18 protein-coding genes are annotated in these 21,298 nt (G+C 72.4%); 3 read left to right on the forward strand and 15 right to left on the reverse strand.

Annotated features, from left to right (window positions below; genetic code table 11):
• Window positions 1-357: 357 nt before the first annotated feature.
• The 4 genes from IO29_RS29370 to IO29_RS29385 all read right to left on the reverse strand — a co-directional run bounded on the left by IO29_RS29370 (window position 358) and on the right by IO29_RS29385 (window position 4,330).
• The gene (locus IO29_RS29370; RefSeq protein ID WP_030381975.1) at window positions 358-1,221 is read right to left on the reverse strand and encodes an SRPBCC family protein; all 864 of its coding nucleotides are present in this window, start codon (window positions 1,219-1,221) and stop codon (window positions 358-360) included.
• Between the two features lie 69 nt (window positions 1,222-1,290).
• Window positions 1,291-2,943, reverse strand: coding sequence for a polyamine aminopropyltransferase (locus tag IO29_RS29375; RefSeq protein WP_030381976.1), 1,653 nt, complete (start codon window positions 2,941-2,943; stop codon window positions 1,291-1,293).
• Between the two features lie 159 nt (window positions 2,944-3,102).
• Window positions 3,103-3,702, reverse strand: a complete 600-nt coding sequence (locus IO29_RS29380) for a DUF2617 family protein (RefSeq protein WP_030381977.1) — start codon at window positions 3,700-3,702, stop codon at window positions 3,103-3,105.
• A gap of 316 nt (window positions 3,703-4,018) precedes the next feature.
• A complete protein-coding gene (locus tag IO29_RS29385; protein WP_030381978.1) occupies window positions 4,019-4,330 on the reverse strand; it encodes a hypothetical protein in 312 nt (103 codons plus the stop codon).
• Between the two features lie 165 nt (window positions 4,331-4,495).
• Here IO29_RS29385 and IO29_RS29390 point away from each other — a divergent pair, with 165 nt between their 5' ends.
• Both IO29_RS29390 and IO29_RS29395 read left to right on the forward strand, forming a co-directional pair.
• Window positions 4,496-5,704 (forward strand): pyridoxal phosphate-dependent aminotransferase, encoded by a 1,209-nt coding sequence (locus tag IO29_RS29390; RefSeq protein WP_030381979.1) that lies wholly within the window; start codon window positions 4,496-4,498, stop codon window positions 5,702-5,704.
• Between the two features lie 101 nt (window positions 5,705-5,805).
• The gene (locus IO29_RS29395; RefSeq protein WP_030381980.1) at window positions 5,806-7,044 is read left to right on the forward strand and encodes a glycosyltransferase family protein; all 1,239 of its coding nucleotides are present in this window, start codon (window positions 5,806-5,808) and stop codon (window positions 7,042-7,044) included.
• A 48-nt stretch (window positions 7,045-7,092) separates the two neighbouring features.
• On the opposite strand, the gene IO29_RS29400 is transcribed toward IO29_RS29395, so the two are convergent.
• The 4 genes from IO29_RS29400 to IO29_RS39780 form a co-directional block, all read right to left on the reverse strand.
• Window positions 7,093-7,623, reverse strand: coding sequence for a type III secretion system chaperone family protein (locus IO29_RS29400; protein ID WP_030381981.1), 531 nt, complete (start codon window positions 7,621-7,623; stop codon window positions 7,093-7,095).
• Between the two features lie 131 nt (window positions 7,624-7,754).
• Window positions 7,755-10,352: an ATP-dependent chaperone ClpB gene (gene clpB / locus IO29_RS29405; protein ID WP_030381982.1), complete on the reverse strand. Its 2,598-nt coding sequence runs from the start codon at window positions 10,350-10,352 to the stop codon at window positions 7,755-7,757.
• Between the two features lie 338 nt (window positions 10,353-10,690).
• Window positions 10,691-11,047 carry a Rieske (2Fe-2S) protein gene (locus IO29_RS29410; RefSeq protein WP_030381983.1) on the reverse strand — a complete coding sequence of 119 codons (357 nt, stop codon included), beginning with the start codon at window positions 11,045-11,047 and terminating at the stop codon, window positions 10,691-10,693.
• The gene (locus IO29_RS39780; RefSeq protein ID WP_234307630.1) at window positions 11,044-11,445 is read right to left on the reverse strand and encodes a hypothetical protein; all 402 of its coding nucleotides are present in this window, start codon (window positions 11,443-11,445) and stop codon (window positions 11,044-11,046) included. Before IO29_RS39780 ends, IO29_RS29410 begins: the two co-directional genes overlap by 4 nt.
• 156 nt (window positions 11,446-11,601) lie before the next feature.
• Between IO29_RS39780 and IO29_RS29420 the strand changes: the two genes are divergently transcribed.
• Window positions 11,602-12,585 carry a hypothetical protein gene (locus tag IO29_RS29420; RefSeq protein ID WP_030381985.1) on the forward strand — a complete coding sequence of 328 codons (984 nt, stop codon included), beginning with the start codon at window positions 11,602-11,604 and terminating at the stop codon, window positions 12,583-12,585.
• 129 nt (window positions 12,586-12,714) lie between these two features.
• Here IO29_RS29420 and IO29_RS29425 read toward each other — a convergent pair whose 3' ends face one another.
• From IO29_RS29425 to IO29_RS29455, 7 genes are all read right to left on the reverse strand, one after another.
• Window positions 12,715-13,749: a helix-turn-helix transcriptional regulator gene (locus tag IO29_RS29425; protein WP_030381986.1), complete on the reverse strand. Its 1,035-nt coding sequence runs from the start codon at window positions 13,747-13,749 to the stop codon at window positions 12,715-12,717.
• Between the two features lie 299 nt (window positions 13,750-14,048).
• Window positions 14,049-15,182, reverse strand: a complete 1,134-nt coding sequence (locus IO29_RS29430; RefSeq protein ID WP_030381987.1) for a sugar ABC transporter substrate-binding protein — start codon at window positions 15,180-15,182, stop codon at window positions 14,049-14,051.
• 392 nt (window positions 15,183-15,574) lie between these two features.
• Complete coding sequence (locus tag IO29_RS29435; protein ID WP_030381988.1) at window positions 15,575-16,039, reverse strand: heat shock protein transcriptional repressor HspR; 465 nt, start codon at window positions 16,037-16,039, stop codon at window positions 15,575-15,577.
• 7 nt (window positions 16,040-16,046) lie between these two features.
• Window positions 16,047-17,237 carry a molecular chaperone DnaJ gene (gene dnaJ, locus IO29_RS29440; RefSeq protein WP_030381989.1) on the reverse strand — a complete coding sequence of 397 codons (1,191 nt, stop codon included), beginning with the start codon at window positions 17,235-17,237 and terminating at the stop codon, window positions 16,047-16,049.
• A 33-nt stretch (window positions 17,238-17,270) separates the two neighbouring features.
• Entirely contained in the window at window positions 17,271-17,948 is a 678-nt protein-coding gene (gene grpE, locus IO29_RS29445; protein WP_030381990.1) for a nucleotide exchange factor GrpE, read from the reverse strand.
• Window positions 17,945-19,801, reverse strand: a complete 1,857-nt coding sequence (gene dnaK / locus IO29_RS29450; RefSeq protein WP_030381991.1) for a molecular chaperone DnaK — start codon at window positions 19,799-19,801, stop codon at window positions 17,945-17,947. The genes grpE and dnaK overlap by 4 nt, the downstream gene beginning before the upstream one ends.
• A 129-nt stretch (window positions 19,802-19,930) precedes the next feature.
• Window positions 19,931-21,055 carry an MraY family glycosyltransferase gene (locus tag IO29_RS29455; RefSeq protein ID WP_078618455.1) on the reverse strand — a complete coding sequence of 375 codons (1,125 nt, stop codon included), beginning with the start codon at window positions 21,053-21,055 and terminating at the stop codon, window positions 19,931-19,933.
• Between the last annotated feature and the right edge of the window lie 243 nt (window positions 21,056-21,298).

Here is a 21,298-nt window from a genome sequence, read left to right on the forward strand (position 1 = left end):
GGTGCGGGTGGGTGGGTGAGACGCGGGAGAGCTCGGAGGGGGCCGGTTCGTGGGCGGGTGCGGGTGGGTGGGTGAGACGCGGGAGAGCTCGGGTGGGGGCGGCTCGTGAGCGGGTGCGGGTCGGTTCCTGGTTGCTCGCGCAGTTCCCCGCGCCCCTGACGGGGCTGCGGTTGCTCGCGCCCGCGCGGCGGAGCCGCGGAGCAAGGGCGGCGCGTGTCCCTGCTTTTAGGGGCGCGGGGAACTGCGCGGCGTACCCCCACCGGGCCGCGGCCGGCGATGTACCCCACGGGGGTCCGGGGGCTTGCCCCCGGGGACGGGAAGGGTAGGGGCGGCGGGGGCGAACAACCGTGGTTGCCCTCAGCGGCGTCTGCGGAGGTAGCGGCTCATGACGATCGCCGAGGCGAGGACGACCGCCGCCGCGGGAGCGGCCCACCGCAGCGCCCCCGCGGATCCCGTCGCCTCCGGCGCCGGAACCGGCGCGTAGCGCCCGCGCGGCGGGGCGTGGTCGACCTCCTCCGCGCTCCGCCCGATCATCGTCCGCCGCGCGTGCGCCGCCTCGGCCGGCGGCTCGGCCTCCGAGTCGTCGGAGTCGTCGGAGTCGCCCGAGTCCTCCGAGCCGTCCAGGTCGTCCGGGCCCTCCAGCGAGGGCGGCGGCACCTCCGTCTCGAAGAGGGAGGTGCCCGGCTCCGCCGACTCCTCGCCGGGCGCGGACACCGGCGGCCGCGGCTCGGCCCCGCCCTCCGCCTCCGGCGGCCGCGGCTCGGCGCCGGTCCCGGAGGCCGGTGGCCGGGGCGGCTCCGCCGCGGCCCGTCCCGCGTTCTCCGCGGCGCGGGTCAGCAGGCGGGCGCCCGCCGACCGCACCGTCTCCGCGGGCAGTTCGGCGATACGGCCGGTCGCCGTGACCGTGCCGGTGAACGTCAGGACCGTGCCGGCCCCGTCCGGCCGCAGCCGTACCGTCAGCGCGAGCCGTACCGCACCGCTGCCGCGGGCCTCCGTCGCGTCGCCCTCGAACGCGTACGAGCCGTCGTCCCGCCGGAGGGCCCCGAACGCACCGCGGTACGTGATGGTGTGCCCCCCGACGCGCACCTTCAGGCGCCCCGCGCCCGGCTCCGCCCCCGCGTCCTGCTGGAACCCCGGCACGGCCCTGGCCACCCGTTCGGGGTCGGCGAGCACCTCTCCGAGCCGCTCGGCCGGTACCGGAACGAACACCTCATGCTCCATGCCGGCCGAGCCTACCCACCGGGGCCCGGACGGAACCCGTCGAAGCGGCGATTCGCCGGGGCGGGTCAGTCAGTCCGCGTAGCGCGGGTGCACCAGCGTCGACGGGGCCAGCCCGCGCAGCCGGGTGCGGACCGCCGCCCGCCGGTCCCCCGCCAGGCCCTCCCGCGTGAGCGAGCGCGGCCGGGGCGCCGCCGGGTCGAGCCGGAGCGCCGGGCGGGTGCGCCCGGCCAGGACGAAGCCCCAGTCCTGGAACCCCCGGACCCCCGTGCGCGTCGCGCGGTCGGGGCCGCTCACGGAGCAGGCGCCGCGCCCGTCGACCCGGTACGGCACCGTCCGCAGCCCGGCCGAGCGGATCGTCGTCTCCACCGTCCAGAACACCCGGCGGCGGGTGGCCACCGGGCCCGCGTGCACGACGAGCCGGCCGTCCTCGGCGAGGGTGCGCCGGGCCAGGCCGTAGAACTCCTGCGAGTACAGCTTCGTACTGGCGCTGATGCCGGGGTCGGGGAGGTCCGCGATCACCACGTCGTACGACCCCGGGGGCGTGGCCCGCAGCCGGCGGAAGGCGTCGTCCGTGGTGACGTGGACGCGGGGGTCGGCGTAGACGTGCTGGTTGAGGCGGGAGAGGGCGGGGTCCCGGCGGGCCAGCCGGACCACCGCCGGGTCGGCCTCGACGACGTCGACCCGCCGTACGCCGGGGTGGCGCAGCACCTCGCGGGCGGCCAGGCCGTCACCGCCGCCGAGGACGAGCACGCGCGCGTGGGGGCCGGTCATCGCGGGGTGCACCAGGGCCTCGTGGTAGCGGTACTCGTCGCGACCGCTGACCCGCAGCCGGCCGTCGAGGAAGAGGTCGAGGGGGCGGCCGTGGTCGCCGCCGGTGAGGACGACCTCCTGCACGTCCGTCCGCATCGCCACCCGGACGTCCGCCCCGTACACCGCGTGCCGGGCGGCCCGTTCGAAGTCACCGACGAGGAACGCGGCGAGCGCGAGCAGGCCGAGCACGGTGACGTTGACGGCGAGGAGGACGTGGCGGGCGCGCGCGGGGAGGTCACGGCGGAACAGGCCGAGGACGAGGGCGGCCCCCGCCAGGGCGTTGACCGCGCCGGTGAGCAGGGCGCCCTCCAACTGGCCGAGCAGCGGCAGGAGGAGGAAGGGGAAGGCGAGGCCGCCGACGAGGGCGCCCACGTAGTCGGCGGCGAAGAGGTCGGCGACCGCGCCGCCCGCCTCCTGGCGGCGGATGCGCTGGATCAGCTCCATGAGGAGGGGCACTTCGGCGCCGATCAGCAGGCCGATCGCCAGGGAGAACGCGACGAGCAGACAGCGGGGGCCGGCCGACGGGACACCGGCCCAGCCGCCTCCGGTCCAGGCGAAGACGGCGTACAGGGCCATCGCGCTGAGGCCGCCGACGAGGGCGAGGGCGGCCTCGACCGCGCCGAAGCCGACCGCCGCGCGGCAGCGCAGGCGTTTCGCGGCGAGCGAGCCGATGCCCATCGCGAAGACCATGACCGAGAGGACGACGGAGGCCTGGGTGACGGTGTCGCCGATGAGGTAGGAGGCGAGGGCGACGAGTTCGAGTTCGTACACCAGTCCGCAGGCCGCGCAGACGAACACGCCGGTCAGGACGAGGAAGCGTCCTGTGCCGGGGCGGACGGGCAGCGGCGCCCGGCCCGGCTCGCCCCGGCGGGGCGGGGCGCCGGGAGGTGCGGGGGCGTGCGGGTCGATCACTGACGGAACGCTACCGGGGCGTCGCCTCTGGGCCTTGTCACTCACGGAGGTGAAGCGGTGGTGAAGGAGTGCGCGGGGGGCGCGACCGGGGAGGGGCTCCGCCCCCTGGGCCCCCTGCGCTCTGGAGGGCTCGGGGCTTCACCCCTCGGTGGCGACGGCTCAGACCGTCGTCGGATGGAGGCGGGGGGTGCGGTGGTCCACGGGGAGGTGGGTGGCGGGGAGGCGCCAGTCGTCCTTCGGGGGACGGGTGGCGCGGCTGGGGGTGCCCACCCGGGTGCGCGTGGCGACGAGTTGGCCGTCCTGCGGGTACGCGTGCCACGTGCGCCAGTGGATCTGGCCCTCGTGCCGGTGGGCCAGCATCGCGGTGAACGCGTGCGGGCTGCCGGGGAAGACGCCGGCCAGGCCGTGCGGATGGTCGGCGACCAGGGCCAGCAGTTCCTGGGCGCGGCCCGCGAACGAGCCCGGCGAGAGCACCTCGACGCGGGCCGCGAACTCGTACTCCCAGTCGTCGACCCGTTTGGCCACGCCGAGCGGCAGCGGGGTGCTGCTGCCCTGGATGCAGGCGACCGTCTCCGAGCAGTCGCCCTCCGGCGCCTGGAGGAGTACCTGGTGGGAGGCGCCGAGGAGGCGCAACTGCAAGGTGGACCCCGCCAGTTCGAGGTCGAGGGTGGCAAGGGCGGGCAGCGGCCCGCTGTCCAGGGTCCAGGCGAGGTCGGCCGCGCGCGTGTCGGTGTAGGAAGTGTTCAGGGTCGTGAGCATGGATCGGCTCCGCTAGCACGCAAAAAGGGGAGGGAGCCCGGCGCACACCTCGGTGGCGCCGGGGAGACCGGCCGGCTCGGCCGGTCGGAGCAGGACGTCCGGAACAGCCCGGTCCGGAAGAGGTCCGCCTGCGGGATGGCCCGCAGGACGCCCTGGGGGCTGCTTCGTGATCTAGAGGGAATCATGAACTCTGGGGCCGCCACAGCGTTTTTACCCAACTTCGTGGCGTTTCCATCCCCCCGAGGGCTGCACAGCTCAACTGTTCACGTACGGCGCGCGCCCCCGCGCGCCCCCTTCCCCGCCGTACGGACCACTCTCAGCCCCCGCCGCAGCCGCCCCCGCAGGACGAACCGCACGACGAGCCGCCCCCGCAGGAGTGACCTCCCCCGCACGAGTGGCCGCCGTGACCGCCGTGATGACCGCCGCCGTCCGACGACGAGCCGCCCGAGTCGCCCGCCCACCAGCTGCCGCCGCTGCCGCCCGCCGCGTACCGGGCGGTGCGGGTCCGCTTGCCGGCGGCGCCGTTCCGCTTGCCGCCCCGGCGGACGGCCCTGCGGCGCCCCACGGCGGCGAACAGGACCCAGACGAGTACGAGCAGGAGTCCGCCTCCGATGATGCCTGCACCCATGGCGTCCCCCTCCTTTCGAATCCCCCATCGACCCCCGGAAAATCCCCCTGGAGGTCGTCCGAAGCCGGGCGGCCCCGTCGGCGCCCCGGCGATGTGTGCCCGGGAGATGCCCTCGCGCGGCGCGCCCCAAAGCGGAGTTGAGGAACTCCAGAGCTTGGGCCCAGGATGGCGGCCATGACCTCCAGCGCGCGCCCCCTCCTCAACCGGCGGCTCACCGAGTTCGGCACGACGATCTTCGCCGAGATGTCGGCGTTGGCACTGAGCACCGGGTCCCTCAACCTCGGCCAGGGCTTCCCCGACACCGACGGCCCCGAGGAGATCCGCGAGGCGGCGGTGCGGGCGCTGCGCGACGGGCGCGGGAACCAGTACCCGCCGGGTCCCGGCGTCCCCGAGCTGCGCGCGGCGATCGTCGCGCACCAGCAGCGGCGGTACGGACTGACGTACGATCCGGACACGGAGGTCCTGGTCACCGCCGGGGCCACCGAGGCGATCGCGGCGGCGCTGCTCGCGCTGGTCGAACCGGGGGACGAGGTGATCGCGCTGGAGCCGTACTACGACTCCTACGCGGCCTGTGTCGCCATGGCGGGCGGAAAGCGGGTGCCGGTGACACTGCGGCCGCACGAGGGCCCCGACGGACCCGTCTTCCGCCTCGACCTCGACGAGCTGCGGGACGCGGTGACCGACCGCACGCGACTGCTCCTGATCAACACGCCGCACAATCCGACCGGGACGGTGCTGAGCCGGGAGGAACTGGCCGTGATCGCCGAACTGGCGGTCGAGCGGGATCTGTTGGTGGTGACCGACGAGGTGTACGAGCATCTCGTCTTCGACGGGGCCGAGCATGTGCCGCCGGCCGGGTTCCCGGGGATGCGGGAACGGACGGTCAGCATCGGGAGTGCGGGGAAGTCCTTCTCGTACACGGGGTGGAAGGTCGGCTGGGTGACCGGGGCCGCTCCGCTGGTGACCGCGGTGCGGTCGGCGAAGCAGTTCCTGACGTACGTGGCCTCGGGGCCGTTCCAGTACGCCGTCGCGGAAGGGCTGGCGTTGCCGGAGTCCTTCTTCTCGGGGCTCCGGGAGGAGCTGCGCGAGAAGCGGGATCTGCTGGCGGACGGGCTGGCGGACGCGGGGTTCGCCGTCTTCCGGCCCGCGGGGACGTACTTCGTGACGGCCGACATCCGGCCGTTGGGGGAGAGTGACGGGTTCGCGTTCTGCCGGGGGCTGCCGGAGCGGGTGGGGGTGGTGGCGATTCCCAACGCGGTGTTCTACGACCACCGGGAGAGTGGGGCGCCGTTCGTCCGGTTCGCGTTCTGCAAGCGGGTGGAGGTCCTGGAGGAGGCGGTACGGAGGCTGGGGGCGTTGCGGACGGGCGCCTGAGAACCCGGTCGGGGGGAACGCCCCCCTCGCGGGCGCGCCCTCCTTGCGCCGCGTGAGGGACAAAGCTCGGTAATCGGTGGAAAGCGGCGCATGGTTCCCGTGTGACCGAGTTTCGTACGCTCGCGCGTCCTGATGTTTCCGATGTGGGCCCGGCGCTGCCGCCGCCGCGGCCCGGAGGGAGGTTCCGGCCGGGGGCGGGGAGGTTCGCCGGGGCGCCCGCCGCGCTCGTGCTGTTCGTCGCCGTGCGGCTGACCGGGGCGCTCCTCGTCCTGGCGGCCGCGCGGGCCGCCGGCCGGCCGCACCCGCTCGCCCTGCTCGGGCGGTCGTGGGACTCGCTCTGGTACTTCGGGATCGCCGCCCACGGCTACGGGTACGTCCGCACCGGACACCACGCCGGCGAGCTCTTCGTACGGAGCGATCTGGCGTTCTTCCCGCTCTACCCGGGGCTCGTCCGGGCCGTGACCGCCGTGCTCCCGGTCGGCTGGGGCGCGGCCGGGCTGCTCGTGTCGTGGGCCTCCGCCGTGGTGGCCGCGTACGGCATCCACCTCGTCGGACGGCGGCTGTACGGCGAGGCCGTCGCCACCGTACTGGTGCTGCTGTGGGCGGTGCTGCCGCACTCGGTGGTGCTGTCGATGGCGTACACCGAACCGCTGCTCACGGCGCTGGCCGCCTGGTCGCTGTACGCGGTGCTCAGCGGGCGCTGGGTGTGGGCGGGCACGCTCGCGGCGGCCGCGGGGCTGGCCCGGCCGAACGGGTTCGCGGTGGCGGCGGCGGTGATGGCGGCGGCCGGGTGGGAGATCCGGCAGCGGTGGCACACGCGGACGCGAACGGCTGTCCACAGGCTGTGGACAGCCGTCGTCCTCGCCCCCCTCGGCTGGTGCGGCTACGTGCTATGGGTCGGGCACCGCGAGGGCGATCTGCTCGGCGGCTACTTCCGTGTGCAGGAGCAGTGGGGGTCGCGGTTCGATCTGGGGCACGGGTCGCTGGAGTTCGTACGGCACTTCATGGTGCACGCGACCCGGTCCGTGCACCCGCTGACCGTGGTGATCGTCGTACTGGCGCTGCTGCTGTTCGCGCTGCTGCTGGCCGACCGGGCGCCGCTGCCGCTGGTCGTCTACTGCGGGGTGCTGCTCCTGGTGGTGGTCGGCGGCTCCGGCTACTTCGCCTCCAAGCCGCGCTTCCTGCTGCCCGCGTTCCCGCTGCTGATCCCGCCCGCGCGGGCGCTGGTGCGGACGGCGAGAGCCCGGCCGTGGCACGCCGTCCTGGTGGTCGGCGCCCTGACCGGGCTCTCGTTGGCCTACGGGGCGTACCTGGTGGTGTTCGCCCGTGCCGCGCTGTGAGCCGTGCCCGGGACTCCCCCCGGGCCGGCCGCGCTCATGTCCGACGGATCACTCGTCGGTGTCCTCGTCGGGCTCCCCCGCGCCGTCGACCTCCTCCTCGAGGCCGAGCTGCTCGGCGAGCCACCGGTCGAACTCGATGGCGGCGCGCACCCAGCTGACCGTCGAGGAGACGAAGAACTCGAGGTTGACGCCCGTGCCGACCAGCATCTGCGCCTCGCCGATGAGGCGGACCGTGCCGTCGTCATGGGTGTGGCTGTAGACCTTGGGCCACAGCGTGCGCCGGTTCCAGTCGTCGATGGCCTCCAGCAGGGCAGGCTTGTCGTCGATCTGGTGCGGCCGGTCGTAGAACGTGCGCACGGAGTAGACCGCCTGGTCGTCCTCGCCGCGGAACATGAAGTACGTACGGAACTGCTCCCACGGCGCGACGAGGTCTCCCTCTTCGTCGACGAGGTGCTTGAGCTCCATCTGGTCCAGGAGCTGCTTCACGAGGTCCTGATCCGGGACGACGGGGCCGGCCGGCGGCCCGGGCTCGGGCTCCTGGCCTCCGAAGTTCGGAATCGAGGACGGGTCGATGCTCACCGTGATTTTCCCTTCGTACGGATGCCGCCATCCTCCCCCATGCGGGGCGGGGGGTGGCAACCCCGGACGGGCATGTCCGCCCCCGGCGGAATGGATCCGGCCGGGGGCGGAACGGAGGCCGTACCGGAGGGTTACAGCGTCTTGTCCGAGGCCGGGCCCACGATCAGGCCCTCGCCGAAGCGGTCGACGCGGACCGTGTCGCCGTCCTTGATCTCGCCGGCCAGGATCTCCCGGGCCAGCCGGTCGCCGATCGACGTCTGCACCAGCCGGCGCAGCGGCCGGGCGCCGTACGCCGGGTCCATGCCCTCCACCGCGAGCCAGGCCAGTGCCTCGTCGGTGACCTCCAGGGTGAGCCGGCGCTCGGCGAGCCGGGCGGCCAGGCGGTCGATCTGGAGCCGGGCGATGCGGCTGAGCTCGTCCCTGGAGAGGGCCGAGAAGACGACCAGGTCGTCGAGCCGGTTGAGGAACTCGGGCTTGAAGGAGGCCCGCACGACCTCCAGGACCTGTTCCTTCTTCTCCGCCTCGCTGGTCAGCGGGTCGACGAGGAACTGGCTGCCCAGGTTGGAGGTGAGCACCAGGATGGTGTTGCGGAAGTCGACCGTGCGGCCCTGGCCGTCGGTGAGGCGGCCGTCGTCCAGCACCTGGAGCAGGATGTCGAAGACCTCCGGGTGCGCCTTCTCCACCTCGTCGAGGAGCACCACGCTGTACGGGCGGCGGCGCACCGCCTCGGTGAGCTGGCCGCCCTCCTCGTAGCCGACGTAGCCGGGGGGCGCCCCGACCAGCCGGGCCACGCTGTGCTTCTCGCCGTACTCCGACATGTCGATGCGGACCATGGCCCGCTCGTCGTCGAAGAGGAAGTCGGCGAGCGCCTTGGCGAGTTCGGTCTTGCCGACGCCGGTGGGGCCGAGGAAGAGGAACGAGCCGGTGGGGCGGTCCGGGTCGGCGATGCCGGCCCGCGAGCGCCGTACGGCGTCCGAGACGGCCCGTACCGCCTCGGCCTGGCCGATCAGCCGCTTGCCGAGCTCCTCCTCCATGCGGAGCAGCTTCTGCGTCTCGCCCTCCATCAGGCGGCCTGCGGGGATGCCGGTCCAGGAGGCGACGACGTCCGCGATGTCGTCGGAGCCGACCTCCTCCTTGACCATGGTGTCCCGCGCCACCTCTTCTTCGGCCTCGCTGGCCTCCTCCAGGTCGCGCTCCAGGTCGGGGATCTCGCCGTAGAGCAGCTTGGAGGCGGTGTCGAAGTCGCCGTCGCGCTGGGCGCGTTCGGCCTGGCCGCGCAGGTCGTCGAGCTTCTCCTTCAGCTCGCCGACGCGGTTGAGGGACTGCTTCTCCTTCTCCCAGCGGGCGGTCAGCCCGCGCAGCTCCTCCTCCTTGTCGGCGAGATCGCGGCGCAGCCGCTCCAGGCGGTCGCGGGAGGCGGCGTCGGTCTCCTTGTCCAGCGCCAGCTCCTCCATGCGGAGCCGGTCGACGGCGCGCTGGAGTTCGTCGATCTCGACGGGCGAGGAGTCGATCTCCATGCGCAGCCGGGAGGCGGCCTCGTCGACGAGGTCGATCGCCTTGTCGGGCAGGAAGCGGGAGGTGATGTACCGGTCGGAGAGGGTGGCGGCGGCCACCAGCGCCGAGTCGGCGATCTGCACCTTGTGGTGGGCCTCGTAGCGGCCCTTGAGCCCGCGCAGGATCGCGATGGAGTCCTCGACGGTGGGCTCGGCGACCATCACCTGCTGGAACCGGCGCTCCAGGGCGGGGTCCTTCTCGATCCGCTCGCGGTACTCGTCCAGCGTGGTGGCGCCCACCATGCGCAGTTCGCCGCGGGCCAGCATCGGCTTGAGCATGTTGCCGGCGTCCATCGCGGAGTCGCCGCCGGCGCCCGCGCCGACGACGGTGTGCAGCTCGTCGATGAAGGTGACGACCTGTCCGTCGGAGTCCTTGATCTCGGCGAGGACCGTCTTGAGGCGCTCCTCGAACTCGCCGCGGTACTTGGCGCCCGCGACCATCGCGCCGAGGTCCAGCGAGACCAGCCGCTTGTCCTTCAGCGACTCGGGCACGTCGCCCTTGACGATGCGCTGGGCGAGGCCCTCGACGACGGCGGTCTTGCCGACGCCGGGCTCGCCGATCAGCACGGGGTTGTTCTTGGTGCGGCGGGAGAGCACCTGCACCACGCGGCGGATCTCCTGGTCCCGGCCGATGACCGGGTCCAGGCGGCCCTCGCGGGCGGCGGCGGTGAGGTCCGTGCCGAACTTCTCCAGGGCCTTGTACTGGCCCTCCGGGTCGGGCGTGGTCACCCGGCGTCCTCCTCTGGCCTTCTGGAAGGCCTCCAGCAGCTTCTTGGCGGTGGCACCCTGCCCGGAGAGCACCTCGGCGGCCCGGCCGCCCTTGGCGGCGATGCCGATGAGCAGGTGCTCGGTGGACAGGTACTCGTCGCCGAGGTCCTTGGCGCGGGCCTGCGCGTCCGTGATGACGGCGAGCAGTTCGCGGTTGGGTTGCGGCGGTGCGACGGTGGAGCCGGTGACGCTGGGCAGGGCGGCGAGGGCGCGCTCGGTGTCCGTGCGTACGGCGGCCTGGTCCGCGCCGGTGGCGGCGAGCAGGTCGATGACGTTCTCGTTGTCCTGCCCCTCCAGCAGCGCGAGCAGCAGGTGGGCAGGGGTGAGGTCCGGGTGGCCCTCGGACACGGCACGGTTGCCGGCCGCGGCGATCGCGTCACGGCTCCTGTTGGTCAGCTCGGCGTCCACGGTTGCGTGTCCCTCCTCGAACTCGAACTCGGTCTGACTTGAGCGACGTCGACAAAGTTGAGTCTACTCCGCGCAGGTTGAGTTCGGGGAGCGGCTCCGGGGGCGGTGCGCGGGCGGGTGGGTGCGGAGACGATCGTGCCCACGCGGCGGAGCCGGGGACCGATACAGTCCCGCGCCCCTCACCGGGCGCCGGGTTTCGGCCATCCCTGGGCGATTCGGAGCAAACCCATACCAGGAGAGTTCCCCATAAAACTGCAGCGGCGTCACCGTGTTCAGGTCACGGTGACGCCGCTGCGGGGGGAAGCGCCTGAGCGATCTTTTACGACGGGGGAATCGCGTCAGGCACTGCGGGGGGTGGCCGAGATGGTCCTCAGATCGGGTACCTCGTGGGGGGAGTCGGGAGTGTCGGTGCCGTCCAGCCGGTGGTCGCGCTGGTCGAGGTTGACGAAGATCATGCCGTAGCGGATGGCGCACCGGACCGGCTGCGGCGCCCCCCGAGGCCGTCGCAGACAGCGGTACGCCCGTACGTCCTCGTCCTCGTCGCGGGTGACGACGACAGGCTCTCCGAACACGGTCACCATCAACGAGTCACCGGGGTGGGGGATCGCGGTGACGAGGTCGATGAAGTGCCAGCCGGAGCGGTAGGCGGTGGCCATCTCGCGCCGGAAGGACCGGTCGTCGGGCGGAGTGGTCATGCTTCCGCGTCCGTCGGTGCCGACCAGCCGACGTCACCCGGCTTCGCCACCGGAGCTCCCCAGCCGACGTCGCCCGGGGTGGCGGCGGCCCGGATGCCCCAGCCGACGTCACCGGAGGTGGCGGCGGTCACCGCGCCCCAGCCCACGTCGCCGGAGGTGGTGGCGGTCACCGCGCCCCAGCCCACATCGCCGTTGGTGGTGGCCGGCGCGATGCCCCAGCCCACGTCACCGGAGCCGGAGTCGGCGGAGGTCACCGCTCCCCAGCCCACGTCGCCGAGGCCGGCGGACTGCACCGCCGTGGTCGACGCCGTACGGGCCGGGGTGCCCCAGCCGACGTCGAGAGGACCGGCAGCCGCGCCACCGGCCAGTGCGACGGCGACGACGGCAGTGGCAAGCACCGAGCGAAGCATTTTCTTCTTCATGTTCGGCTTCGTCCTCACTTGATGGCTTCCTCTCCCCCCGTCTGATGAAGACGATGGCTCATTCAGGCACGTCAATGCCACAGAGGAGATGCATCATGTTCCTGCACGTTCAGGACCCTGGGGGGTGGAGATTTGCCGACAAAGCGCACAAAACCGACACATCCTCACGGCGTGACAGAACTCTGCCCTGAGGGTTCCCGTCTCTACGCCAGTGCGCTGAGCTCCGGGCGCGTCTCCCGGGCGGAGGTGGAGCCCGCTCCCTGCCTGCTCGAATTCGCGCTCCTCCACCCGGATCCGGACGACCCCGACTGGCTCCGTCCGGTTCCCCCCTCGATCGCGCTCGCCCAGCAGATCCAGCCGCTGGAACGCGAGATCCAGGACCGCAGGCGGCTCACCCTCGACCTCGCGGACGCCTTCCAGCCCTTTCTCGCGCTGAGCGCGCAGAAGCCCGCCACCACGCACGCCATCACCGTGCTGGAGGGCAACGCCCGCATCCACGCCGCGCTGGACGTGGCCGTGGCCGAGGCGCGCACCGAGGTGCTCACCGTGCAGCCGGGCGGCAGCCGTCCGGAACACATCCTGAGCCAGGCGCTTGAACGCAGCAAGCCGCTCATAGAGCGCGGCCTGGCGATGCGCACGCTCTACCAGCACACCGTCCGGCACAGTCAGAGCACCTTCGCCTATGTGGACCAGATGGCGGGCGCGAAGGTTGAGATACGCACGCTGGAACAGCTCATCGAGCGGCTGATCATCTGCGACGACACCGTCGCCTTCATCCCCGCGCAGGACGACAACCAGATCGCCCTGGAGCTGCGCCACCCCGGGCTCGTGCAGTACCTCATCAAGGTCTTCGAGCACCTGTGGCAGCGGGCGACGCCGCTGATGGACGAGGTGCCCTACGAGTCGACGCCCGAGGGCATCACGGGGGTGCAGCGGTCGATCGCCAAGCTGCTGATCGAGGGGCACGTGGACGAGGCGATCGCGCGCCGGCTGGGCATGAACGTGCGCACCTGTCGCGCGCACATCGCCAGGCTGGCGGCGGCGCTGGGCAGCGGCAGCCGGGCCCAACTGGGCTATCTCATCGCCCAGTCGGGGATTCTGGAGCGGGAGCACTGAGGTCCGGAGCGGGAGCACCGAGATCCGGAGCAGGAGCACCGGGGCCCGGAGCGGGAGCACCGGGGCCCGGAGCGGGAGCACCGGGGCCCGGCCGGGCACCGGAGGCGCACGATCGCCGCCGCACGCCCCTCAGCGCGCCGTGCGCGCCTCTCGCGCCGGGGCGGGGACCGGGACCAGCCCCGGGGTCCCCGGCGGGCCGTCCAGGCCCGCCTGGGCGATCCGTACGCCCAGCTGCGTCCGGCTCGCCGCCCCCAGCGTCTCCGACAGCCGCGCGATGTGCGCGCGGCAGGTGCGCACGCTGATCCCCAGCCGCTCCGCCACCGCCGCGTCCTGGTGCCCCTCCGCCAGCAGCGCGGCGATGGACCGCTCGCGGTGGGTGATGCCGTCGATGCCCGTCTTCGGCAGCGGCGAGGTGAGCGGGATCGCCAGGCGCCACAGCCGTTCGAAGACGGTGACCAGGTACTCCACGAGCGCGGGGTGGCGCAGTTCGAGCGCCACCGTCCGGTCGGCGTTGGCGGGGATGAAGGCGACCGTGCGGTCGAACAGGATCAGCCGCTCGGTGACCTCGTCGAGCGTACGGGCCTCGGCCGCCTCGCCCATCAGCTCCAGGTAGGTGTGCAACCCTTGCCCGTGCCGGGCGACATGGGTGTACAGGTCCCGCATCCGCACCCCGCGCCGGCGCATCTCCAGCCCCCGGTGCAGTCCCTCGGCGAGTTCGTCCTCGCGCCGGATGCCGCCCGGCTGCACCGTGAGCACCTCGGAGACACAGCCGGCGGTCGCCTCGTCCACCGCGGCGCGGATCCGCGGCAGTCCGTCCAGGACGCGGATCGCGGACCGCTCGGCCGGGGGCTGTTCGCGTCCGCCGAGCCCGGCGTACCACTCCACGGCGGCGACCGCCGCGCCCACCCGGGTGCGGCTGGCGCTCACCTCGTCGTGCAGTCCGCGCAGCAGCCGGGTCATGACCTCCTGCGGCGGGGTCGGCACCAGCCAGTCCATGTCGTCCGGATCGGGGTGCAGCAGGGCCAGTTCGACCAGGCACGGCACCGGGTCGGCGTCCGTGCGGGGGATCCGGCCGCGTCGTACGGCCCGGGAGTAGACGCGGTGGCCGGCCTCGCACAGGTGGTCAGCACCGTGCGGATGCGTGTCCGTCCCGTGCCCGGCCATCTCCCACCCCTGGCTCCCGCCCTCGACTTCCCGCGCCGCCCCGGGGCTTCCGTACCGCCCTCGGGTTCCCGCGCAGCGCAACTATGCGCGGACCCGCCCGCCTCCGCAACACGGGCCCTTCCCGAGACTGCCCGCGATTGTTCTCGAACAGGCCGGTTTTCCCCTTCCTTCTTGCGGCCCGGCACGGGCGGGGAACGAGGAACCCCCTCGGGCGGGAGGCGACTTGCCCGCCGGACGGGAAGCGGGAAACGCGGAAGCCCGGCGGTCGGTGACCACCGGGCTCCTGACGTGCGCGCGGGCTACTTCAGCCCGAGCCGGTCGCAGTCCGCCTTGTACTTGGCGGTGCAGATCTCCTTGAGGGTCCAGATGCTGTCCTTCAGGACCGTGTCCTGGACGTTGTCCTTGGTGAGGGCGACGACCTGCACCAGCATCGACGGGATCTTCTTGGTCGTCGGGCTGTCCACCGAGTCGCGGGTCAGCGCGTCGAACTCGATCGACCGGCCCTGCACCTTGGCCACCGCCATCTCCGCGGCGTTGGTGGCCTCCTCCGGGTACGGCTTGTAGACGCTCATGTACTGCTGGCCCGCGATGATCCGCTGCACGGCGGGCAGTTCCGCGTCCTGTCCGGTCACCGGCGGGATCTTGGAGGCGCCGGCCTCCTTCAGCGCGTCGATGGCGGCGCCGGCCATGCCGTCGTTGGCGGAGTACACCGCGTCGATGTTCTCCACGCCGACCGCGGCGATCGCCTGCGCCATGTCCTTCTTGGCGTTCTCCGGCCTCCAGTCGACGACGTCGTACGACTTGACGACGTTCACCTTGTTCTGGAGCTCGCTGAGCGCGCCCTTCTTGAACTGGGCCGCGTTGGGGTCGGCCTTGGAGCCGTTCATCATGACGACCTTGCCGGTCCCCGACTTGCCGCCGAGCGCCTCGAGGACGGCACGGCCCTGCACCTGGCCGACCAGTTCGTTGTCGAAGGAGATGTACGCGTCGACCGGGCCCTGCGCCAGCCGGTCGTAGGCGATGACGGGGATGCCGGCGTCCTTGGCCTTGCGCACGGTGGGCTTGATCGCCGCGGCGTTCACCGCGTCCAGCAGGATGATGTCGACCTTGTCGTGGATCATCCCCTCCATCTGCGCGCTCTGCCGGTCGGCGTCCGCCTCGGCGTTGGCGTAGACGACCTTGCCCTGGTTCTTGGTCAGGACACGGACCTGGTCCTTGATGATCGGATAGTCGAACTTCTCGTAACGCTGGTTCTCCTTCTCCGGGAGAAGCAGGCCCACCGTGATGTCGTTTCCCTTGTCCGGCGTCGCCGAGGCGTCGTCGCTGCCGACGCCGTCGATCAGGCCGCATGCGCTCAGGGACAGGGCCGCGGCAGCGGCGGACAGCGCCAGGAACGTGCGACGCGCGGTCTTGCGCGTGTTACGAGTGTTCACATCAGGTGCCTTCCGGAACAGGAGGGAGCGTGCGCGGGCCATGTGGCTGAAAGCCAACGCGGGCACGGCACTCAGCGTCAAGGAGTACCGGTTAACGACATGACAACAGCCGTCCTGTGAGAGGTCCGTGAATGATCAAGGAGTAACGGTGCGCACGCCGTTTCGCGTCGTTCATGCAATCACACCAATGGCCGCGAGCGTCGAGCAGTCTCACAAGAAGACAGAAAGAGCGGGGAATCGGGGCAAGCCACCGGACGAACACGCCCGGGAACGCCGAGAGCCGGGAGACCCTGCGGTCTCCCGGCTCCCTCACCGGAATCGGCCCCTCGAGTACCTGCGGCTCCGTCAGCCGGACGCCGGGCGGGACATCGGACGGGACATCGGTCGAGACGTCAGTCGGCGGACTGCGGGGGCTGGCGCTTGGGGCGCCACACCACAAGCGCGCTGGTCTGCTGCACCTCCTGGTACGGCACCAGATCGCGCCGGTACGAGGCGTGCACCGCCGCCTCGCGCTGCCGCATCGTCGCCGCCGCGCCCTCGACCGCCGACTGGAGCTCGGCCACGCGCTGCTGGAGCGCGGCGACCTGGTTCTCCAGTTCGATGATCCGCTTGATGCCGGCCAGGTTGATGCCCTCGTCCTGCGACAACTGCTGCACCTGGCGCAGCAGTTCGATGTCACGGGCGGAGTAGCGGCGGCCGCGCCCGGCGGTGCGGTCGGGTGAGACCAGGCCCAGCCGGTCGTACTGACGAAGGGTCTGCGGGTGCAGTCCGGACAGCTGTGCCGCCACCGAGATGACGTACACCGGCGTTTCTTCCGTCAGTTCGTACGGATTGCGACGACGACCGGATGTGTCCATGGCGTCCTCATGCTCCCTTCGCGGACTCGAACAGCTCCGCCCGCGGGTCCTCCCCCGCGGTCGCCTCGCGATACGCCTCCAGCGCGTCACGAGCCTTCCCCGACACGTCCTTGGGCACACTCACCTCGACGGTGACCAGGAGGTCCCCGCGGGTGCCGTCCTTACGGACCGCGCCCTTGCCGCGGGCGCGCATCGTACGCCCGTTGGGCGTGCCCGGGGGCAGCTTCAGGGTGACCGGCGGACCGCCCAGGGTGGGCACCCGCACCTCGCCGCCGAGGGCCGCCTCCGCGAAGGTGACGGGGACCGTGACGGTGAGGTTGTCCTCCTTGCGGCCGAACACCGGGTGCGTCCCGACGTGCACGACGACGTAGAGGTCGCCCGCCGGGCCGCCGCGCTCGCCGGGGGCGCCCTTGCCGCGCAGCCGGATCCGCTGCCCGTCGCTGACGCCCGCCGGGATGCGCACCTGCATGGTGCGCGAGGACTTCGCGCGCCCGGAGCCCTTGCAGACCTCGCAGGGGTCCTCGGCGATCAGGCCGCGGCCCTTGCAGTCCGGGCACGGGTCGGTCAGCGAGAAGCCGCCGCCGGAGCCGCGCGCCACCTGCCCCGTGCCGACGCAGGTCGGGCACACGCGCGGTGTGCCGTTCTTGTCGCCGGTGCCCGAACAGGCCTTGCACGGCTGCTGGCTGGACATCCGCAGCGGCACCGTGGCGCCGTCGACCGCCTCCGTGAAGCTCAGCGAGACCTCGGACTCCACGTCCTGGCCGCGCCGGGGCTGGGTGCGTGTGCCGGTGCCCGCGCCGCCGCGGTTGAACAGGCCCCCGAAGACGTCACCGAGTCCGCCGCCGAAGCCGCCCTGCGCACCGCCGCCCCCGCCCTGGGCGCCGCCTCCGAAGAGGTCGCCCAGGTCGAAGTTGAACGTTCCGCCGCCGCCGGCGCCGGGGCCCGGACGGAAACCGCCGTTGCCGAACAGCGTCCGGGCCTCGTCGTACTCCTTGCGCTTCTTGGGGTCCCCGAGGACGTCGTTCGCCTCGGAGATCTCCTTGAAACGTTCCTCCGCCTTGGCGTTGCCCTTGTTGGCGTCCGGGTGGAACTCGCGGGCGAGCTTCCGGTACGCCTTCTTGATCTCGGCCTCGGTGGCGTCCTTGGGGACGCCGAGGACCTTGTAGTAGTCCTTCTCGATGAAGTCCTTGGTACTCATCCCCGACGTCCCTCCTTCCTTGCGTGTGCGAGCTCAGCCCTCGTCCGGGCCACCGCTCTCCTTGTCGTCGGCGTCGGCGCCCTTGGCACCCTCGGCCTCGGCGGAGTCCGCCTTGACCGTCTGCGCGCCGGGCTGGGGCTCGGCGACCGCCACCCGCGCGGGGCGGATGGTGCGCTCACCGAGGCGATACCCCGGCTGGAGAATCGCCACGCACGTCGTCTCGGTGACGTCCGGCGCGTAACTGTGCATCAGGGCCTCGTGGATCGTCGGGTCGAAGGGCTCGCCCTCCTTGCCGAACTGCTGGAGACCCAGCTTGGCCGCCACCGTCTCCAGCGACTCGGCCACCGACTTGAAGCCGCCGACCAGTTCGTCGTGCTCGCGCGCGCGGCCGATGTCGTCGAGCACGGGCAGGAGTTCGGACAGGAGGCTCGCGGTGGCGATCTCCTTGACCGTGACCCGGTCGCGCTCGACCCGGCGCCGGTAGTTCTGGTACTCGGCCTGAAGCCGCTGGAGGTCCGCGGTGCGCTCGCCGAGGGCGGTGCGCACCTGGTCCAGCTGGGCCGTCAGACCGGCCGTCTGAGCGGCGTCCCCGGCCGGGGCCGCCCCCTCCTCCTTGGCGGAGGGGGCGGTCTTCGGCTCGGCGTCGTCGGAGGTCGCGCCGGAGGGGACGTCGGGCTGCTGCTCGTCGAAGCCCGGGGTCTCCTCCGTCACGCGGCACCGTCCTTGCGCTCGTCGTCGACGATCTCGGCGTCCACCACGTCGTCGTCGGCCTTCGCCTGGCCGGCACCCGCACCCGCACCCGCCTCGGCGCCACCGGCGGCCTGCTGGGCCTGGGCGTCGGCGTAGAGGGCCTGGCCGAGCTTCTGCGAGACGGCGGCGACCTTCTCGGTGGCCGTGCGGATCTCGGCGGTGTCCTCGCCCTTGAGCGTCTCCTTCAGCTCGCCGAGCGCGGTCTCCACCTCCGTCTTCACGTCACCGGGGACCTTGTCCTCGTTGTCCTTGAGGAACTTCTCCGTCTGGTAGACGAGCTGCTCGCCCTGGTTGCGGGTCTCGGCGGCCTCGCGGCGGCGGTGGTCCTCGTCCGCGTACTGCTCGGCCTCCTGGCGCATCCGGTCGACCTCGTCCTTCGGCAGCGAGGAGCCGCCGGTGACGGTCATCTTCTGCTCCTTGCCGGTGCCCAGGTCCTTCGCCGTGACGTGCATGATGCCGTTGGCGTCGATGTCGAAGGAGACCTCGATCTGCGGCACGCCGCGCGGGGCCGGCGGCAGACCCGTCAGCTCGAACATCCCGAGCTTCTTGTTGTACGCCGCGATCTCGCGCTCGCCCTGGTAGACCTGGATCTGCACGGAGGGCTGGTTGTCCTCGGCGGTGGTGAAGATCTCGGACCGCTTGGTCGGGATCGTCGTGTTCCGCTCGATGAGCTTGGTCATGATGCCGCCCTTGGTCTCGATACCGAGGGACAGCGGGGTCACGTCGAGGAGCAGGACGTCCTTGACCTCACCCTTGAGGACACCGGCCTGGAGCGAGGCGCCGATGGCGACGACCTCGTCCGGGTTGACGCCCTTGTTGGCGTCCTTGCCGCCGGTCAGCTCCTTGACGAGCTCGGCGACGGCGGGCATACGGGTCGAGCCGCCGACGAGAACGACGTGGTCGATCTCGCTGAGCTGGATCCCGGCGTCCTTGATGACGTTGTGGAACGGCGTCTTGCAGCGCTCCAGCAGATCCGCGGTCAGCTGCTGGAACTGGGCGCGGGTGAGCTTCTCGTCGAGGTGCAGGGGGCCCTCGGCGGAGGCGGTGATGTACGGCAGGTTGATCGAGGTCTCGGTGGACGAGGACAGCTCGATCTTGGCCTTCTCGGCGGCCTCGCGCAGCCGCTGCAACGCCATCTTGTCCTTGGACAGGTCCACGCCGTGCCCGGACTGGAACTGCTTGACCAGGTAGTCGACGACGCGCTGGTCCCAGTCGTCACCACCGAGGTGGTTGTCGCCGTTGGTGGCCTTCACCTCGACGACGCCGTCGCCGATCTCCAGCAGCGAGACGTCGAAGGTGCCGCCACCGAGGTCGAAGACCAGGATGGTCTGGTCATCCTTGTCGAGGCCGTACGCCAGGGCGGCGGCCGTCGGCTCGTTGACGATGCGCAGGACGTTCAGGCCCGCGATCTCGCCGGCCTCCTTGGTGGCCTGGCGCTCGGCGTCGTTGAAGTACGCCGGGACGGTGATGACCGCGTCGGCCACCTTCTCGCCCAGGTACGCCTCCGCGTCCCGCTTCAGCTTCTGGAGCACGAAGGCGCTGATCTGCTGCGGGTTGAAGTCCTTGCCGTCCAGGTTGATCTTCCAGTCGGTGCCCATGTGGCGCTTGACCGACCGGATGGTCCTGTCGACGTTCGTGACCGCCTGACGCTTGGCGACCTCGCCGACCAGCACCTCACCGTTCTTCGCGAAGGCGACGACGGACGGCGTGGTCCTGGCGCCCTCGGCGTTGGTGATGACGGTGGGCTCGCCGCCCTCCAGAACGCTGACGACGGAGTTAGTCGTGCCCAGGTCGATGCCGACCGCACGTGCCATGGTGAGTTCCTCCAGCTGACTTGAGTGCAACAAGCTCAACCATGCCAGGGCATGGGTGCTACGTCAAGAGAGCTGAGTGGGGTTCGCTCAACTTATGCGCGGGGCCCGGGTGCAGGGGTGCGGGGCGCCTTACCGCTCGGGGGTGCGGGCCGTGGGGCGGGTGCCGCTGAGTGGGGGCCGTTCGCGCTCCGCGGCGGAGCCGCGGTTCGGCACGGCCCCGCTCCCCTTCGAGGGTGCCGGAAGCCGCGTGAAGGAGCCCCGCCCGGCCGCGGCCGTCGACGTGCCAGGGCCCGCCGAGCCGTGCGGCGCCCTGCCCGGCAGGCCGCAGGCGACGACGCTCGCCGCGGCGACCGCCGCCGCGAGCCATGCCACCAGGGGCCGGGCGTAGTCCAGGAAGACCAGTACCCCGGGAACCGCCGCCCCCGCGGCCAGCATGGCGACCGTCACGACGACGCCCCGGGGGGTGAGCCCCATTCCGCGCAGACCGCGGGCCACGCGGAGCCGCGACACGCTCGCCACCGGCACCGCGCTCAGCGCCACCAGCACGCTGCCGCCCGCACCGGGGCCCCGTCCGGCCAGCACCAGAACCGTCACGGCCGCCGGCAGGAAGCCGGTGAACAGGGCGCCGCCCCGTCCGGCGGTCACGCGCGCGGGGGCCGCGTTGTGCATCAGGAACCCCGTGAGCGCGGCGGCCAGCACGCACAGCAGCGCGGCGAGCCCGTCCCGTACGTCGGCCACCGCGCACGTGCCGAGGGCGAACGCCGTGACGACGCCGACCGTGCCCATCACTCCGTCGGCGTGGTCCAGCGCCACGAATCCGTGGGCGACGAGGACGATCCACCCGGCGGCGAGCAGACCGCCCGCGACGCCCAGGACGTCGTACGGCACCACGAGGGCCGCCGCGCCCGCCGGAACGCCGTGGCGCAGGAGCCCTCGTGCGAGGCGCGGCCACCGGCCGGCGGGGCGGGGGCGGGCGGGCCGCAGATCCTCGGCGAGGCCCGTCAGCGCGACGGTCACCGCCGCGAGGAGCACCCGGGTGACCTCGCCGCCCAGCCGGGCCGCCCCGCTCCACTCGCCGACGCCGACCACGGCGCCGACCGTCCCCACGACCGCGAGCCCGCCCACCACCGGCACCCGCCGTCCGCGCCGCCCCACCTTCACGATCCCCGCCCGCAGCCCGGGGCCCCGCAGCAGCGCGCACAGCGCGGCGGCGAGGAGAACGGCGGTGGTGGCGGCCACGATCCCGTAGAGCACGGAGTACACCGTAGGCGCATATGCCGCAATACCGTACGAATAACACGATCCGTTCGTGTGGTCCGCCGACCGGAGCGCCCGGGGCGCGGTCACTCCTAGGGCCTGTCGTTCGGGTCAGGTCGCAGGGGGCTGACGGTGCCGTTTCAATGCCGGTGAGCGGGGTCTGGTGCGTGCAGCTGCAAGGCGGAGGAGGGAGTCGACGCGGTGGGGGTCCCCCCTGCTCGAACGAAGTTGAGAGCTTGG

It is taken from the genome of Streptomyces sp. NRRL F-6676, assembly GCF_000725625.1.
Classification (GTDB): Bacteria; Actinomycetota; Actinomycetes; order Streptomycetales; family Streptomycetaceae; genus Streptomyces.